The organism is Sphingobacterium detergens, from assembly GCF_003610355.1.
GTDB classification, from domain to species: Bacteria; Bacteroidota; Bacteroidia; order Sphingobacteriales; family Sphingobacteriaceae; genus Sphingobacterium; species Sphingobacterium detergens.
Genome location: NZ_RAPY01000001.1, coordinates 561,077 through 577,645, shown reverse-complemented (window position 1 = coordinate 577,645; position 16,569 = coordinate 561,077). Strand labels below are relative to the sequence as shown.

Genomic DNA, 16,569 nt, shown 5'->3' with positions numbered 1-16,569 from the left:
TAATTAAAGGCGCAAGATAGAAAATCGCTTGCAATTGTAGGCAATTTTTCATACTTATTTTTGGAACAAAATGTCATGTTTTATAAAAGTCCAATTCACAGGGATATTTTGGATAGGAAGATAGCGATCTTACGGAGTCGGCAGGTCTGCAAAGATCCTTTTCAACATATTTTGTAAATCTTCAGCCCTTAGGTTACGAGCAATTATTTTACCTTCCGGATCGAGCAGAAAACTGGCGGGAATAGCATTGATTCCATAAATTTTTGCGGCATAGCTGTCCCAGCCTTTTAGATCAGAAACCTGAGTCCATAATAGACTATCTCCTTTTATGGCATCGATCCAGGCATCTTTCCGTGCCGCATCGTCCAGGGAGATTCCCAATATTTCAAATCCTTTATCATGGTATTTTTGATAAGCTTTTACCAGGTTGGGATTTTCGGCACGACAAGGACCACACCAGCTCGCCCAAAAATCTATGAGTAAATACTTTCCCAAAAAATCCGAAATTTTGATGGCCTTCCCCTCAGGGTTTTTGAGCGTTAGGTCTGGCGCCTGCTGCCCGACTTTGGTCTTGGACTGGGCTTCCAATTGCAACGGAATTACCTTGCCTAACGGACTTTCTTTTAGCCTACTCGAAAGACCGCCAAACGCTGACTTGGCCGATGCATAAAATTTCTCCTGACCAGCAACAAAACTTAAACCAATTACACTGAGGTATGAATCGGGATGGCTCTTAGCGAAATCCAGGTAGGCACTGTAATTTTCATCCATAAGATTCATTTCCCGTGCGACAAACTGGGCAAATATGATAGAATCTTTCTGTTGTTCTGGTGGAAGTTTGGCAAATTCTTTATTTAATGCGTCGAATTTATTGTCAACAACTTTTTTCATCGCTAGGAGCTCCGCATTTTCCGTATTGAGTTTGGACCCATTCAATACAATATTTTTTAGTGAATCCTTTGCATTCATCCCGATCTGAGCAGCTTCCAGATAAAAGCGGAAGTAATCCAGTTTTTCACGGGGCTGTAGCTTGGTTGCATAGGGATTTTTATGAAGATAAAGCGCGGAATAAACCGGATACGCGAGCTCGCCCCTAAAGGTAAAATGCCCTCCTTTGGTTTCTGTGGAATCGACAAATGAAACACCATCACTATTATAGACCAGAAAAAGCCTACTGCCATCTTTCAACTCATCTACTTTGCCTGTAATTACGTAATTATTCTGAGCAAAGGTCAAAATAGGAAATAGCAAAAATATCGATAAACACAGTAAAAAAGTTCTCATCAAGCTTACCTTTAGATCTATTAATCAATTAATTACTAAAAATAACAAATTTATTTCGATCAAACGAACATTTAAATATCCTGAGATATCCGTGTATTGGAAAATAGCTTTTTCACGACGGCAATCAATTGCTCAACCTGTCTCATATCCCCCCCAATTGGAACAGCTATATGCGAATCTTTTAAGCCATACAATGCCGGATCTTTTATCTTCAGAAACATTTTGCATGTACTCTTTCCAAGGAGTCGTTTAAAATTAATTTCCTGAATATCACTGATAAAGACAAACTGATAATCACTCATGTATATCCCGTTGGGCGCCAATTTAATGGTTGTTTTCTCTGTAAATGGAATCAGTAGAAATCTCCCACCAATAAATAACACGAAAACACCGAAGATTGATTTCTCGTAAAACATACCAATTCCCGAAAAGCAAATAATTGATCCAAAAATCATCATCGCTACCATACTTGAACTTACAGTATATGTCTCTTTGTAATTTATTGAGGCTTTACTCAAGGAACGCTGATGAACAGCTTTGTACTTTTGTACAAACTTCTCTTTTTTGGCGTCTTCCTTCCATTCCAAAAAATAATACAAATTGATCAGGGCTAAGCCAACAACACAAAAGCTTAATCCCGTCGATTTCATATCGAATGGATAATATAGCAAAAGACTGCCTACAACATACAATACATTATATCCTATGATTCTATAAACTCTTTTACTATCCATTCCGTATTTTTCAATTATCCGCAAAGATAATCATTCTACCTGTCAATCATCCCTTAAACAATCCACAGGATTAGCCAATGAAGCGCGTATGGATTGATAACCCACCGTTAATATTGTAATTCCGATCGCCAAAATTCCTGTTGCTGCAAAAAGCTCCCAGCTCATATTAATTCGATAAGCATATTCCTGAATGTAACTATCCATCGCCCAATACGCAATTGGAAATGCAATCAAACAGGCGACACTGACCAATAGCACGAATTCACTCGATAGCATCCGGGCAACAGAAAAGATAGAGGCACCATGAATTTTACGGATACTGATTTCTTTTGTTCTGCTTTCAGCCATATAAGCTGCTAATCCAAACAGACCGAGGCAAGAAACGAAAATGGTGAGCGCTGCAAAGATACTGGCTAATTTCCCTGTTCGCTGTATCTCCTGAAATTTCCGTGCGTATTCAGTATCCAAAAAATGATATTCAAAAGGATAATTGGGATTATATTCTTTGAATATTTTCTCCGTTCTATTCAATGCATCTGCTGTGGTTAACTCTGGATTGAATTTAATATGAACAACGCCTAAAGGTGCAGCAGCACCTTCTATTACTGTTGGTGTAACTGGATTAAATGGGGATTCCTGAATAAAGTCTTTGACAACACCGATAATAATAAATTTTTCATCACCATCCATGATATAGCTGCCAATAGGCTGATCAAGTTTCATGACCTTGGCTGCTGTTTCATTGATAATCGCAGCCATCGAATCTGTGGGAAAACGTTTTAAATCAAAATCACGTCCTTTAAGTAATGTTAGCCCAGTTGTCTCGATCAATCTATCATCTGCCGACTGCCGATTAAACGGGATAATGCTATTTGGATCTTTTCCCTCCCAGGATGCACCACTCCATCCACTCCACCTCTCAGTCATTGGTGACATCGTCCGGGTGACAGCAGTCGCTATTCTCTGATCGAGTAATGCTTGCCGGATCAATGCGATATTTTGTGCTATGGTTCCCACCTCAGCGACGTAGACCAAATTCTCTTTTTCAAAACCTACATCACGCTGTTGAGCATGCTGAATCTGTTTTCGGATAACAAGCGTACTAATGATCATAACAACAGCAATGACAAATTGAGTGACAACAAGAACCTTCCGTGGATTTATTTTTTGTCGGAGATAAACAAACCTTCCTTTCAGTACCCGAACAGGATGAAAAGAAAACAGAAAAAAAGCCGGATAACTACCCGCCAATAAACCAGTTAAAAGAATAAATGCAAGGATCGATATAAAGAAATAAGCTTGATCAATCGGAAGCGTCAATTTACGTCCTATTAAATCACTAAATTCTGGCAATAGCAGAATTACGATAAGGATAGCGATGATCGTTGACACCAATGCCAGTGCGATCGATTCTGTTAAAAACTGTCCGATCAGCGATCTCCTTTGTGCACCGACAACTTTTCGGACCCCAACCTCTTTAGCTCTTTTTTCGCTCTGCGCAGTACTTAGATTCACAAAGTTTATACAGGCAATCAAAAGAATAAATACTGCTATACAGATAAATATTCTTACCATGTCTATTCTTCCACCGACAACTACAGCATTTTTATAGTTGTTATAAAGGTAACTTTCGCCGATAGGTTTGAGAAAATTATCGTTCTTAACATCCGCATGTGCTTTAGAAATATGTTGCAGTTTCTGCTGGACAGCTGTCGTGTTCGTATTTGGAAACAGCTCAACAAAGGAATACACCGAACTGTTATACCAATTATTATCTGCAAAACCCATTTTTTCCAAAAATACCCAAGGAAAAAAATATTGAAACTCCGCAAATCGACTATTGCTGGGTATTTCATCCAAAATAGCAGCGACCTGTACAAGTTCAATACTATCAATCTGAATATCTCTGCCAATAATATTGTCTGTTGAGCCAAATAATGATAGCGCGAGATCTTTGGTCAAAACAATGTTTGATGGATCATTTAGTGCTTTTTCGATATTCCCTGCCAGCACCGGCAGTTGAAACATATCCATAAAGGTTGAATCCACAAATGCGCCACTCCCCGCAATCATCTTCTTTTCGTTGACTGTAAATAGAAAACCTCTGGTTTTATTTAATCTGCAAGTCTGCTTAACCTCTGGAACAGCTGCTTTAACCGCAGCAGCCAAAGGCTCAGGGCTAACAAAGTAAACAGATCGTTCGTCATTAGTCTTACCGATAGATCCGATAATATGAAGACGGTCCGTTTTTGGATACCCCCTATCAAAATGAAGCTGAGAATCTACCCATAACATGATCAGCATCGCCGCAGCCAGACCGATCGCCAGACCGATGATGTTGATCCCTGTAAATCCCTTCCTCCTCATCAGACTGCGGAAGGCTATCTTGACATAATTGCTCATCATAATTAAATCCATAATCAATCCGCCCGCCATTTTAAATACAATACTGATATACAGCACATTAAATAATTTAAAAATCATACTACATGTCCGCTTTCGGACGATTATTGTTCGTTTGCGGACAGACTTTACCTACCCAACAGCAATAAAATTAATGCTTCTACCTACGTTTACATACTTAACTTACGTATATTTAATACCGCAACTAAGTCATTCGAGATGTCAACTCCACTAGTACAATTATGGTTATATAACGATTGGGCGAATAACATGCTCATCGAGAAAATGAAACAGGAAGCCGAAAAAACGCCCTCCGTGTGTTTACGATTATTCAGTCATATAATGAATGCACAGCTGATATGGTTATATCGACTGAATGGAGAAAAACCTCCCGTAGGTGTTTGGGATGAGCATAGTTTATTAACATGTGAACAATACCATCAACTGGCTTCTTCGGGATTTAAGGAAAAGGTCTACGCCGATGCGACTGAGATTGCAACAATCATATCCTATACCAATACGAAGAATGAACAGTTCCAAAATTCGTTTGGAGACATCCTCTTACATGTATTTAATCATGGTACTTATCACAGAGCGCAAATAGCCTCAGAAATGAGAAGAAATGGACTTGAGCCGATCAACACGGATTATATTTCATTTGTTCGAATATAAAGTTGGTACCACAAGTAGAAGTTAATAAAAAGCGCTATTTCATAGAATGAGTTTCAAACATTACTTTAAAGCTAGTTTAACCTGGTTTCAGCAAGAACAGTCTACCTCCTTACCAAAGGTATCTAACAAGAGCCATCGGATTTCCATCCAGGGCAAGGCAGATCTACAGGTCTCAGCGGCAAAGGCTTTCAAGGGTGACCCAACATTATATAACCCCGAAGATCTTTTACTGAGTAGCCTCATTTCATGCCATATGATGTCTTATCTATATGTCTGTTCCAAAAATAACATCGAAGTGATTTCGTACACGGATAATGCAGAGGCGGTATTAGAAACTAACCCTGATGCAAGTGGCAGATTTGTGCAGGTTGACCTGTTTCCAGAAGTCGTTATTTCAGATCCTGACAAAATAGCATTAGCGACATCACTACATCAAGAAGCAAATCAACTTTGTTTTATCGCCAATTCCTGTAACTTTCCCGTACGACATCATGCTGTTTGCCGCACTATTTAAGCGCAGCAAACAGGAGGAAGACACCTTATTTTTTCCAGTAGATTTGACACGTACAACATGCATAGTGGCCTTATCAACCAACTTTCTCAATTAGCCCAATAGTTTACCACAAATTAACCTTTTAAAATTTAGGTGAATTTTTTCAGGAATTTTATATTTTTAGGCCATGATTGACAACTCCAAGAAAAAGGCCGCCATAGGCTTTATATTTATCACTTTACTTATTGATATCACGGGATGGGGTATTATCATTCCAGTGGTCCCCAAGTTGATTGAAGAACTGATCCACAGCGACATCAGTGAAGCGGCAAAGTATGGTGGCTGGCTGGGTTTCGCTTATGCTTTCACTCAGTTTATATTCTCACCTGTAGTAGGTAATCTGAGTGACAAATATGGACGAAGACCGATTATTTTGATTTCTTTGTTCGGTTTTGCAGTAGACTACATTTTTCTAGCCCTCGCTCCTTCGATAGGTTGGTTATTCTTGGGACGGGTTATTGCTGGATTGACCGGAGCAAGTTTCACAACCGCCAGTGCTTATATCGCGGATATTTCTACCGATGAGGATCGGGCCAAAAACTTCGGATTAATTGGCGCAGCCTTCGGATTGGGTTTTATTATTGGCCCCGTAATCGGAGGATTACTTGGACATTACGGCGCACGGGTTCCTTTTTATGCTGCGGCAGGCTTATGCCTATTGAATTTTCTGTATGGGTATTTTATTCTCCCCGAAAGCTTGGACAAAGATAAGCGACGGGCTTTTGACTGGAAGCGTGCTAACCCCATTGGATCCTTTCGCTTTCTGGGAAAACACCCCGAGATTTCTGGCTTGATCGTAGCATTGATCCTGATCTATATTGCAGGCCATGCCGTACAAAGTAACTGGAATTTCTTTACCATGTACAAATTTAATTGGACCGAAAGAATGGTTGGTATCTCACTTGGGGTCATCGGCTTATTGATTGGCCTGGTACAAGGTGTCTTGATCCGTTGGACCACACCAAAACTCGGTGAGCAAAAAAGCATTTATTATGGTCTGATATTTTATGCAGTAGGATTATTACTGTTTGCATTTGCCAATCAAGGCTGGATGATGTTTGTCTTTCTCATCCCTTATTGCCTAGGTGGAATATGTGGACCTGCACTGCAATCTGTGATTACCAAAAATGTGCCATCAAATGAACAGGGAGAACTTCAGGGAGCGTTAACCAGTTTAATGAGTGCGACATCGATTATAGGTCCTCCAATGATGACCAATCTGTTTTACTTTTTTACACATGATAATGCCCCATTCAAATTCTCTGGAGCACCCTTTTTTCTCGCATTTATTCTAATGACAATCAGCGTCATTATCGTATATTCAGCCTTTAAACGAAAGCGTAAAGAACAGTTTGAAAATTAAATTTCAAAGACTATACCATCCAATAAAGGCCAGCCCATCTTTTGATGGGCTGGCCTTTGCTTTTATAAAATATCAACCTGATACATTTAACGAATTGAAACACAGCAGCCTCTACTTTCTAATCCCAAATCTTTTGTTTTTTTAACCTAGTAAGGTATCCAAGAATACCCTTTCCTTTTTGCTCGAAGTGGATCCTACAAAAGAAAAAACTACAATTTTGATTTCAAGCGACTGAGTGTCTCCTGCGAAATATTTAAATAAGATGCGACCATTCTATTCGACATTCTACGTACGATCATCGGATTTTCCGTCAACAATTGTCGATATTTTTCCAGCGCATCCTGCATAAGGAAAGACATTAAGCGTCTGGTATTGGTAACATAGGCTATTTCCAAGTAAATCCGATAAAATTTCTCCCATTGTGGAACAACGTTCAACAAATGGTAGAAATCTTTATGACTGATGGCATAGATTTCAGATTCTTCAACAGCCTGAATAAATTCCTCGGACTCTTCCGAGGTAATAAAGCTGACAAGTGCAGTCGCAAATTGGTTCTCAAAAGCAAAATAACGTATCGCCTCCTGTCCATTTTCATTGATAAAAAAGATCCGTAGACAGCCCTTGACAACAAAAAATGAACGCTGGCTAATCTCTCCATTCGCCAGCAATAGTTCATTTCTCTTTAATTTGATAGGTTTGAAAAAACCGAGTATAGTACTAAGTTCTTCATCTGTTACAGTTATCTTACTTGTTATATATGATATCAATAGATCATTCATGCATCTTTTCTAAGTCACTAAACAGCAAAGTTAGCAAAATTGCAAGGACAAATCTATCGTAATGATCAAGCTTTAGGGTTTTATTTCATCCGAATGTTCCCCTTCTTTGGCGCCGATTTTCCAATACGAACAGGCATACATCTCTTTTGGATTCCAGCACTTTTCGACACGAAAATAATAACGCAACGTTTTAATTATATCATATTCTGCCGCTAGATAGATATACCTGGCCAAACTATTGTCCTCAAATTCAAATGCTTTTACGCGCTCTGCGAGTACACTTCCCTGCTCAGGATGTGGGTTGTGGATCCATTCCAGATCTACATCGGCAGTCGTAGAAAGCACAAGTTCATCTTCTTTTGTCGCAACTTCAATATAGGCCTTGACTTTCACTCCTGACGGTAGCTGTTCCAAAATAGTCGCAATGACAGGTAAAGCGGTCGCATCACCAGCAATTAGATAATGTGCTGCATCCGGAACCAAGGTTCTCATACTTTCTTTCATACCGATTTCCAGAGAGTCCCCAACTGCAGCATTTATCGCCCATGCTGATGCCAGGCCATTATCTCCGTGGTGGACAAAATCAATAGAAAGTTCTTTTGCGACAAGATCTATTTGACGATTTGTATAGGTTCTTACTTGAGGCTTTTCTTCATCCGATGTTGAAATAAACAGTTTATTATTGGAACCGGATCGAACACCCGAAAGCCAGACAAGTTGTTCTTCATTAATCTCGAAAACTACCCGAATAAGATGTGGAGTGAGGTATTTTTTGTCTTTCACAGTAAATACCGAACGTATTTTTTTTGAATCTTTCTCGTTCATAAACAATATAATTTGTGATCATGGCTGATCAATTTTCTACTTAATTTAATTGGCGGTAAGCGATAATATCTGCTATTGACAAGACAGTAAGCCCCTCCTTTAATGCGAATGCCGCAATCTGTGGCAAACGTGACATGCTACCATCCTCATTCATAAGCTCACATAATACCGACAGCGGCTGTAAACCTGCCAAACGCATCAGGTCAATACTACCCTCAGTATGTCCGTTTCTACCCAGCACGCCATCGGCATGGGCTCTTAACGGAAAAATATGCCCTGGGCGTACCAGGTCTTCTGGGCTGGCACCAATCGCAGACGCGGCTTTTATAGTCGCCAACCTATCCGCAGCCGAAAGTCCAGTTGTAGCTCCCAATCTTGCATCAATAGAAACCGTAAACGGCGTCTGAAACGGACTTGAATTGTCATTGACCATATAAGGTAATTCCAGTTCATCTGCTTTTTCATGTGTCAGACATAGACAGATTACGCCACTGCAATAGCGGATCATCTGCACCATATCCGCATGGTTCATTTTTTCAGCCGAAAAAATAAGATCACCTTCGTTCTCCCTATCCTCATTGTCAATGAGTAAAATACCTCTTCCCTTACGGAGTTCTGTCAGCGCACGTTCAACCCTTTCATGTGCATTACTACCAAATACTTCCAATAGATTCTCCATCATTTTTTAATTTAATCAATATGTTATATGCCATCCTATAGCACAGGATGGCATTATGTACAACCGCTGTCCCATCATGTTATAAAAACACTTTACCAAGGCTTACACCCTGATAAAGTGTCTTGAACAAGTAAAGTGCTAAAAAAGACATTACTTATTCAGTGGTTTCATAGTCTGAGGACAAAGATCAGCAGCTGCTTTTCCCTAAACATTGACTTAAGTCAAAAAATGATATTTAATTATACGAGTAGCGATTCTCCAATTTAGATCCTCGAAGTAAATTATTGAGGTTGTTGCTGGGTAACACAGTGAATCATTCCGCCATTAGCGTATAGATTTCGAACATCAATACCGATGACGACTCTTCCGGGATAAAGGCTTTGGATAATCTTATTGGCGACAAGATCATTGGGGTCATTATAATTAGGCACCAATACACAGGTATTTCCGATATAATAGTTTACATATGAACCTTTATAATCTAATTTTTTACCATACGCTGTTTCCACATTATTTTGCGTTAGCGGAAGTTTAACAATCTGATAAGCGACATCCGTACTATTTTTTGCTGCATATAGTTTGTTAATATCCTGTTGTGGAACTTCCCATTCTAGCAAATCCTCGGTATCCATTGTCACTAAAATATTCGGACTGGCGAATCTAGCGAAGCCATCAATATGCATATCGGTAATTTCCAGGCCTGCCCTACCTTCCAACCAGATAAAATTGGTTGCCCCCAGATACTTGGTAAAGATCGCTTCCGCCTCTCTTTGCGTCATACCAGCGTTTCGATTACTGTTCAAAATCGCGCTTTTGGTCGCGAGCAGTGTACCTTTACCATCTATTTCTACAGCCCCACCCTCGTTAACCATCAACTTGTTTAGATCAACACGCTTAAACCCTTGATCTTTTGCTATTTTAGCGGGAACCTGATCACAGTTTTCAAATTCCGCTTTTTCGCCCCAGCCATTAAAACCCCAGTCTTGAATCACTAATTCACCCGCTTGGTCATACACATAGATAGGACCATTATCCCGTACCCAGACATCATCTGTCGGATAAACTTTAAAATCAATACGGTTTAGCGAAATTCCTGCATCACGCAACAAGGCGATAATCCTATTTTTTTCGGTACCATCATAGGCGATGATATGGACTTTTTCCCCTTTAACCAACGCCTCAGTCATCTTGACCCAGGTGGCGTCCAGCCGATTGCGATAGGTGATACCATACTGATATTGATGTGGCCATTGAAGCCAGGTTCCCTCATGCAACGCCGACTCTTCAGGCATGCGATATTGGATTGTAGTATCCGTTGAAGGACGATAATTTTCTTCTTGCTTACATGAAGAAAGAATGCTTAATAACGTGATCATTACGATTTGCATGTTTTTTATCATTTTAAAAATTCTTATTTCCGACAAAAAACGGGATAAATCCCAATCATATGTTGTCCAAAATTGACAACTATTTTTTCTGTAGCGGAATTAGAATTTCGGTGACATAATCGTTAACATGAGCTGTATTGGTCTCATTTTTCACATAGTGCTCCAGAATAGGATCATTGTCAAATGCGTAAGCACCTTGCAAAAGGCTCTCTTTATAAATCCGTCTATACGTATCCATTATCCCGTGATAGTCCCCTTTGTGAATATATCGGAGGTATCGTCCCCCCATAATATACCGTGGGAAAAACAACAGACTTGCAGGATCTTGATCCACACAGGCTTCGTATCTACATTTCAGCCGGTCAGTAATCAAAGGCTGATCCACGATAATGCCGTAATAATGCGCACTAAAATCTGCGGCAACCAAGGTATCAATATCCGCCCATAACTGATCAATTTCTCTATTTCGGTATTGCTCCGTATGTATTCCAATACTAAAAACCTGTTGTGCCCTCAAAAAGACAATATCATGATGGAGAGATTGATGCTCTACTGCTAGTCCAGCAATAAAATCCTGAAAAATGCTTGTCTTCTCATCCCGTGCACCACTGGGCGAATGTCCAAATTGTTTTTTGAAGGATTTGGAAAAAGATTGCAGGCTATCAAAGCCAACCGCATAAGCAATCGTGCTAATGGATTCATCTGTATAAATCAGTTTTTTATACGCGTTTTCAAGTTTTAATCGTTTTTGAAAGGCCCCAATCGATTCATTGAAAATCCCTTTAAATATGCGTTGTGTATTTCGGTAGGAATAATTAGACAGCTGCTCCAGTCTTTCAATGGAAAGGTCTTCATTGTAATGTTCTTCAATGTACCTAATGATCTGTTGAATCCTTGCTAAACTCATCTTGTAATGGTAACGCTACCTATTCGGCTTTTCTAAGTTAGTAAACTTCTTTCATTTAAGAACAATCAGTTCTCTTATGTATATTCGCATAGAGAAAAACAATCTGTTATGAATAAGATACTCCAATTTTTCGATTTACATCCAGGAGAGGAACGAAAAGAAGCCGTTCTTGATAATGTAATCAACAATATTTCATTCCGCGGTGCCAATGCATGGATTTTGGCCTGTGCCATAGTTATTGCCTCTGTCGGCCTCAATGTGAATTCAACCGCGGTAATCATTGGCGCTATGCTTATTTCCCCACTAATGGGACCGATTGTGGGTGCTGGTTTTGCACTGGGTACATTTGATTTTCAACTCTTAAAGAAATCAATCAAGAATCTATTGATAGCAACGTTGATCAGTCTGATTGTATCATACTGCTATTTTCTCCTGAGCCCATTTAAAGAGGCGCAATCGGAATTGCTCGCCCGTACCTCGCCCAATATCTATGATGTACTAATTGCACTTTTTGGCGGATTGGTGGGTGTTATCGCCATAACTAGGGTAGACAAAGGGAATCCAATACCAGGCGTGGCCATTGCGACGGCGCTGATGCCTCCACTTTGTACAGCAGGCTATGGACTGGCCATTGGAAACCTAAGTTATTTTGCTGGGGCTTTATTTCTCTACATCATCAATTGTGTATTTATATGTATAGCGACATTTACGATCGTAAAATACCTCAGATATCCTAAGAAACATTATGTTGATCCAAAAAGGGAAAAAAGAATAAGTCAGAGCATCACCCTGATTATTCTGGCCTTAGTAATACCAAGCTTATACTTCGCCTATAATCTGCTACAAGAGAAGAAATACACGAATAAGGTTAAACAATTCGTTCAACAACAATTTAGTGATAAAGGTTACACGGTCGTCTACGAAAAATTGCTCACTAAACCGAAACGTTTAGAACTAGCCTTTTTAGCAAAGAAATTTAGTGACCAAGAAATCGTTGCTTTGAAAAAATCCATGGAATCATTTGGTATCGCGCAGACTGATCTGGTCATTCGACAGGATAGCCTCGATCTAAAAACGACAATCCTAAGTGAAATCGACAAAAGAAGTGCTGCTGTAAATGATAAAGATTTAACCATACGGGCGCTCAACAATGAACTTGCGAAATATCAGGTAGCAAGCCCGCAATTAGATAAAGATCTAACAGTGCTTTTTCCAGAACTACAGTCCTATAGCATAGGACAGCAGCAGTATTATGCAAAAAAAGATAGTTTAGCGAATGTTGTTGCTTTTATTTATTCGTCAAAAAATCCTTTAGCTGAAGGACAACAATTAAAATTGCGTCTTTGGCTAAAAAACCGTTTTCCAAAAGACAGCCTCCAGATCATAGACAGGAAGGTCAAATAGGCGATGCACTATTCGATTTCCTAGTTTGGACGTTGGTCGAAACACCGACGGCCCGTGGAACGATCCGGTATTTACCAGCTCTGTTGTCTACTTCTGGTTCTATTTGCACATGTCTGTCAGCGAAAAACCTCGTCGTGAACAATCCGTCTTCTGCTAAATATGACAGTCCCAATTATTACGATATAATTGGGACTGCTTTTGCATCAGCGTCTAAATTAAATTTTTCCAAATCCTTCTTAAATAAATCAATGCTCATACGGTGAGCGAAAACTGACTCCCCCCTCAATCTGAATCTAGGTGAAGCGTTTGTGCCTTACTTATTGAATTCAGGGTAAGGAAAACCTTTTCCTGTTTCACACAAAAATTTCAGGCTCCTGAAGAACAATGCCCAATCATAGCTACAGGAAGCAAATTCCCCACTATAATTGTCCCAACCATCGTGATGGAATAAAAGTGTACAGCCTTGCTGATGTGGTATCAATTCAAATGTCAGTGTTGTGCCTATCCATTCCTCAAAGCCTTCCTTACATTGCCAAGCGACAAGTGCATAGGGATATAACGCAAGGACTTCCATCTTTTTGAAATAATCCGGGCCAAAGCCAAACCGCAAGATGCTTCCTACCGCAGGTGCAGCAATGGTATCGGGTGTCCACCAGCCTGCCAACCCTTCCTGAGTCGTGATTGCCCAATATACTTTTTCAACTGGGGTTTTAATCAGCAATCTATGATAGATACTTTTACCCTTTTGTTTCGCCAATAATTGTTCTTTAACTTCCGCCAGGGACAGCACGCTCTCTTTGGGCGTAGCAAGTCCCTGCCCTGTTAGAATCAATTGTTTCAGACTTTCATGGATATAATATGTCCAGGCAGCCTGACAGACATCATAACATTCCATATCAGGTACCAGCCCCTGATGCGTAAATTTTAATTGCGTCTTACCGCCAAGATCAATAATATCAAAGATTACATAGCTCTCCACCCATTCCTGTTTATCGGTCGTAAATTTGAAATCGTTCTCCAACACCTGCCATACAACTTTGACGTCGTGCTGTATTTCAACGACCTTTACCTTACACTGGTGTATATCCTGGTAGTGATAAGAAAATACATCATCTAGTGCCTCTGTAGCTCCCTCAATGTTCTCTGACCACCAGCCACGAACATTGATAATCGCATCAAATACCTGCTGCGGTTTCGCTTCAACGATTATATCGGTTGTAAAATCCAGTTTTTTCATCATCTATTTTTTTTGTTAGTATTTATTTTTCAATCACTTAATCATCAACTCTACCATATATAAATCAAAGATATCGACATTTTAAATCTAAAACAGGGTGCCAAATAGACATTGTGAGCGGTTGATTTGGACAACACATTTTCTTATATTTGAGTAATAGATCAGCAATTAGATTAAGCAATGTTAAACCAAGAAAGATGAAACACCTAACAATTTTGGTCCCCGAAGTTCAGACTGGCCCCAATACACTGTCATGCATTGTGGGTACCTATCATATCTTTACTGAAGCCAATAGGTACTACCATCAGAATCATGATAAGACGATGTTTAAAATTGAACTGGTCGGTCTTTCAAAGCAGTCCGTTTTCTTGAATGGTTTACTTGCGGTGATGCCGCAGAAAGAAATTACCGACATCATCAAGACCGATCTAATCGTAATTCCTGCCGTCGCCCCGAACTTTACAGCATTGGATGCTCAAAACACCCCGTTTCTTGACTGGATACGCAATCAATATACCCATGGTGCCAATGTGGCCAGCATGTGTACCGGAGCCTATATACTCGCCTCTACAGGTCTGTTGGAAAAGAAAAACTGTTCAATCCATTGGAGTGCTGAAACAAATTTCAAGCAGTTATTTCCCAATATCACCATGAAGACTGACAGTATTATAACAGATGAAGAAGGCATTTGTACCAATGGTGGTGGATATTCATTTTTACACTTGCTCATTTATCTGGTTGAGAAGTATTATGATCGGCCGACAGCAATCTATTGTTCCAAGATATTCCAGATTGACCTTGACCGGCAACAACAATCTGATTTCGTTATCTTTAATGGTCAAAAAAGGCATGGAGATGAGATGATCATCAAAGCGCAGGAGTATATAGAGCATAATTTCGCTGAGAAGATTTCCATTCAACAACTTTCAGAACGATTTACCGTAGGCCGACGGAACTTCGACCGGCGATTTATAAAAGCGACCGGTAATACACCGATTGAATATCTACAACGTGTCAAAATTGAATCTGCAAAAAAAGAACTGGAAATCTCTGGAAAAACAGTAAACGAAGTCATGTATGAAGTAGGCTATTCCGATTCAAAAGCCTTTAGGGAAATATTTCGTAAAGTTACTGGCCTCTCTCCTTTGGCCTATCGCAACAAATACAACAAATCTGCAATGAAATAATATTTTTTGTCCTGCATTGGTAATGTTTTGGTAAAAATTATTTCCTGCGATAAAAATTAAAGCCAGGTTCTACGAAACTACTTATATTTATCCTTACTATAATATTAGTATTTATCGTTGATCATAAACTATAACATGCAGAAACAGGAAATAGATTTTTTACAGCGCAATGAATTGGCTTGGAACAAACAAGCATTGGAACAAAATGAGTGGTCCAAAGCAGTGGATACCTCTTTGGTCAATCCTTATTTTTAGTCAACTCATGAAGACTCAATTTTACACATTAGACCAGGTTCATCACCACTATACAATTGATACACAGCTAAAATCAAAAGGAATCTTTATTCTTCATCAGACCAATGCGCTTTCACAAGAACTGGTGGACAACAAACATCAATTTGAAGGATTGGTCATCAGCTTTATGTTAAAAGGTAGCATGCGGGCCAATATCCATTTTTTATCCCATGAAATCAACGCCAATGATACCGTGGTGATACTCCCACAATTAACAATAGACCCGCAATGGGCCAGTGAAAACGCAGAAATGATCACAGTGGGTATCTCCTTGGATTTTATTAGCACATTTCCACTTTTACGCGAATTTATAACAAATGATCAGATACGTTGGCGCCCCGTTATCCGATTAAATACAGAAGAACAGACCCTGCAACAAGAATTCGTTCATTTCCTTCAGCGCTATTATCAGAAAGGACCAAGCTCAAAAAAAACTGAGGTACTCCAATATTTGATCATTGCCCTGATCACAATGCTATCCGAAGCCTATACGGGCTTACCAAAAAGCAGCAGCCAATCAACAAATCGAACAGATGAGATTATTGATAATTTCTATGTTTTAATCTCGAAATATGCCAATCAACAACGTAGCGCAAAATTTTATGCTGAAAAATTGCACATCACAGCACAATACCTCACCACATTATTAAAACGCAGAACGGGGAAATCCATTGTCGAATGGATAGATCATGTCGTGATCATGCATGCAAAATCACTGTTGAAGTCCTCTAGTCGATCCATTAAAGAAATCAGCAATGAACTCGAATTTGGCAATACAAGTTTATTTTGCAGGTATTTTAAGCGAAACACAGGCCTCTCCCCCAAAAAATTCCGCGATGATTAGCCCCTTGTTTTTTAAC

At 39.6% G+C, this 16,569-nt stretch carries 15 protein-coding genes; 6 read left to right on the top strand and 9 right to left on the bottom strand.

Translation table 11 applies throughout. From position 1 onward, the window contains the following. Window positions 1-129: 129 nt before the first annotated feature. From DFQ12_RS02480 to DFQ12_RS02470, 3 genes are all read right to left on the bottom strand, one after another. Window positions 130-1,284: an AhpC/TSA family protein gene (locus DFQ12_RS02480; RefSeq protein WP_120257448.1), complete on the bottom strand. Its 1,155-nt coding sequence runs from the start codon at window positions 1,282-1,284 to the stop codon at window positions 130-132. Between the two features lie 71 nt (window positions 1,285-1,355). Beyond that, the gene (locus DFQ12_RS02475) at window positions 1,356-2,018 is read right to left on the bottom strand and encodes a hypothetical protein (RefSeq protein ID WP_120257447.1); all 663 of its coding nucleotides are present in this window, start codon (window positions 2,016-2,018) and stop codon (window positions 1,356-1,358) included. Between the two features lie 42 nt (window positions 2,019-2,060). Then, window positions 2,061-4,502: an ABC transporter permease gene (locus DFQ12_RS02470; protein ID WP_120257446.1), complete on the bottom strand. Its 2,442-nt coding sequence runs from the start codon at window positions 4,500-4,502 to the stop codon at window positions 2,061-2,063. 138 nt (window positions 4,503-4,640) lie between these two features. Here DFQ12_RS02470 and DFQ12_RS02465 point away from each other — a divergent pair, with 138 nt between their 5' ends. From DFQ12_RS02465 to DFQ12_RS02455, 3 genes are all read left to right on the top strand, one after another. Then, on the top strand, window positions 4,641-5,093 hold the full coding sequence (locus tag DFQ12_RS02465; RefSeq protein ID WP_120257445.1) for a DinB family protein: 453 nt from the start codon (window positions 4,641-4,643) through the stop codon (window positions 5,091-5,093). Window positions 5,094-5,139: 46 nt separating this feature from the next. Further along, window positions 5,140-5,607 (top strand): OsmC family protein, encoded by a 468-nt coding sequence (locus tag DFQ12_RS02460; protein ID WP_120257444.1) that lies wholly within the window; start codon window positions 5,140-5,142, stop codon window positions 5,605-5,607. Between the two features lie 166 nt (window positions 5,608-5,773). Beyond that, on the top strand, window positions 5,774-7,009 hold the full coding sequence (locus DFQ12_RS02455) for a TCR/Tet family MFS transporter (protein WP_208642417.1): 1,236 nt from the start codon (window positions 5,774-5,776) through the stop codon (window positions 7,007-7,009). 209 nt (window positions 7,010-7,218) lie between these two features. Here DFQ12_RS02455 and DFQ12_RS02450 read toward each other — a convergent pair whose 3' ends face one another. The 5 genes from DFQ12_RS02450 to DFQ12_RS02430 form a co-directional block, all read right to left on the bottom strand. Then, window positions 7,219-7,788, bottom strand: coding sequence for a Crp/Fnr family transcriptional regulator (locus DFQ12_RS02450; RefSeq protein ID WP_120257443.1), 570 nt, complete (start codon window positions 7,786-7,788; stop codon window positions 7,219-7,221). A gap of 72 nt (window positions 7,789-7,860) precedes the next feature. After that, a complete protein-coding gene (locus tag DFQ12_RS02445) occupies window positions 7,861-8,613 on the bottom strand; it encodes a siderophore-interacting protein (RefSeq protein ID WP_120257442.1) in 753 nt (250 codons plus the stop codon). 40 nt (window positions 8,614-8,653) lie between these two features. After that, the gene (ribB, locus tag DFQ12_RS02440) at window positions 8,654-9,295 is read right to left on the bottom strand and encodes a 3,4-dihydroxy-2-butanone-4-phosphate synthase (RefSeq protein WP_208642416.1); all 642 of its coding nucleotides are present in this window, start codon (window positions 9,293-9,295) and stop codon (window positions 8,654-8,656) included. Between the two features lie 278 nt (window positions 9,296-9,573). Then, the gene (locus tag DFQ12_RS02435; protein WP_244211661.1) at window positions 9,574-10,668 is read right to left on the bottom strand and encodes an agmatine deiminase family protein; all 1,095 of its coding nucleotides are present in this window, start codon (window positions 10,666-10,668) and stop codon (window positions 9,574-9,576) included. A 91-nt stretch (window positions 10,669-10,759) separates the two neighbouring features. Continuing rightward, window positions 10,760-11,587 carry an AraC family transcriptional regulator gene (locus tag DFQ12_RS02430; protein WP_120257439.1) on the bottom strand — a complete coding sequence of 276 codons (828 nt, stop codon included), beginning with the start codon at window positions 11,585-11,587 and terminating at the stop codon, window positions 10,760-10,762. Window positions 11,588-11,695: 108 nt separating this feature from the next. Here DFQ12_RS02430 and DFQ12_RS02425 point away from each other — a divergent pair, with 108 nt between their 5' ends. Then, window positions 11,696-12,991 (top strand): DUF389 domain-containing protein, encoded by a 1,296-nt coding sequence (locus DFQ12_RS02425; protein ID WP_120257438.1) that lies wholly within the window; start codon window positions 11,696-11,698, stop codon window positions 12,989-12,991. A gap of 313 nt (window positions 12,992-13,304) precedes the next feature. Here DFQ12_RS02425 and DFQ12_RS02420 read toward each other — a convergent pair whose 3' ends face one another. Beyond that, on the bottom strand, window positions 13,305-14,231 hold the full coding sequence (locus tag DFQ12_RS02420; protein WP_244211660.1) for an SRPBCC family protein: 927 nt from the start codon (window positions 14,229-14,231) through the stop codon (window positions 13,305-13,307). A gap of 194 nt (window positions 14,232-14,425) precedes the next feature. Between DFQ12_RS02420 and DFQ12_RS02415 the strand changes: the two genes are divergently transcribed. Both DFQ12_RS02415 and DFQ12_RS02410 read left to right on the top strand, forming a co-directional pair. After that, the gene (locus tag DFQ12_RS02415) at window positions 14,426-15,415 is read left to right on the top strand and encodes a GlxA family transcriptional regulator (protein ID WP_120257436.1); all 990 of its coding nucleotides are present in this window, start codon (window positions 14,426-14,428) and stop codon (window positions 15,413-15,415) included. Between the two features lie 262 nt (window positions 15,416-15,677). Then, window positions 15,678-16,553, top strand: a complete 876-nt coding sequence (locus DFQ12_RS02410) for a helix-turn-helix transcriptional regulator (protein WP_120257435.1) — start codon at window positions 15,678-15,680, stop codon at window positions 16,551-16,553. Window positions 16,554-16,569 lie beyond the last annotated feature (16 nt).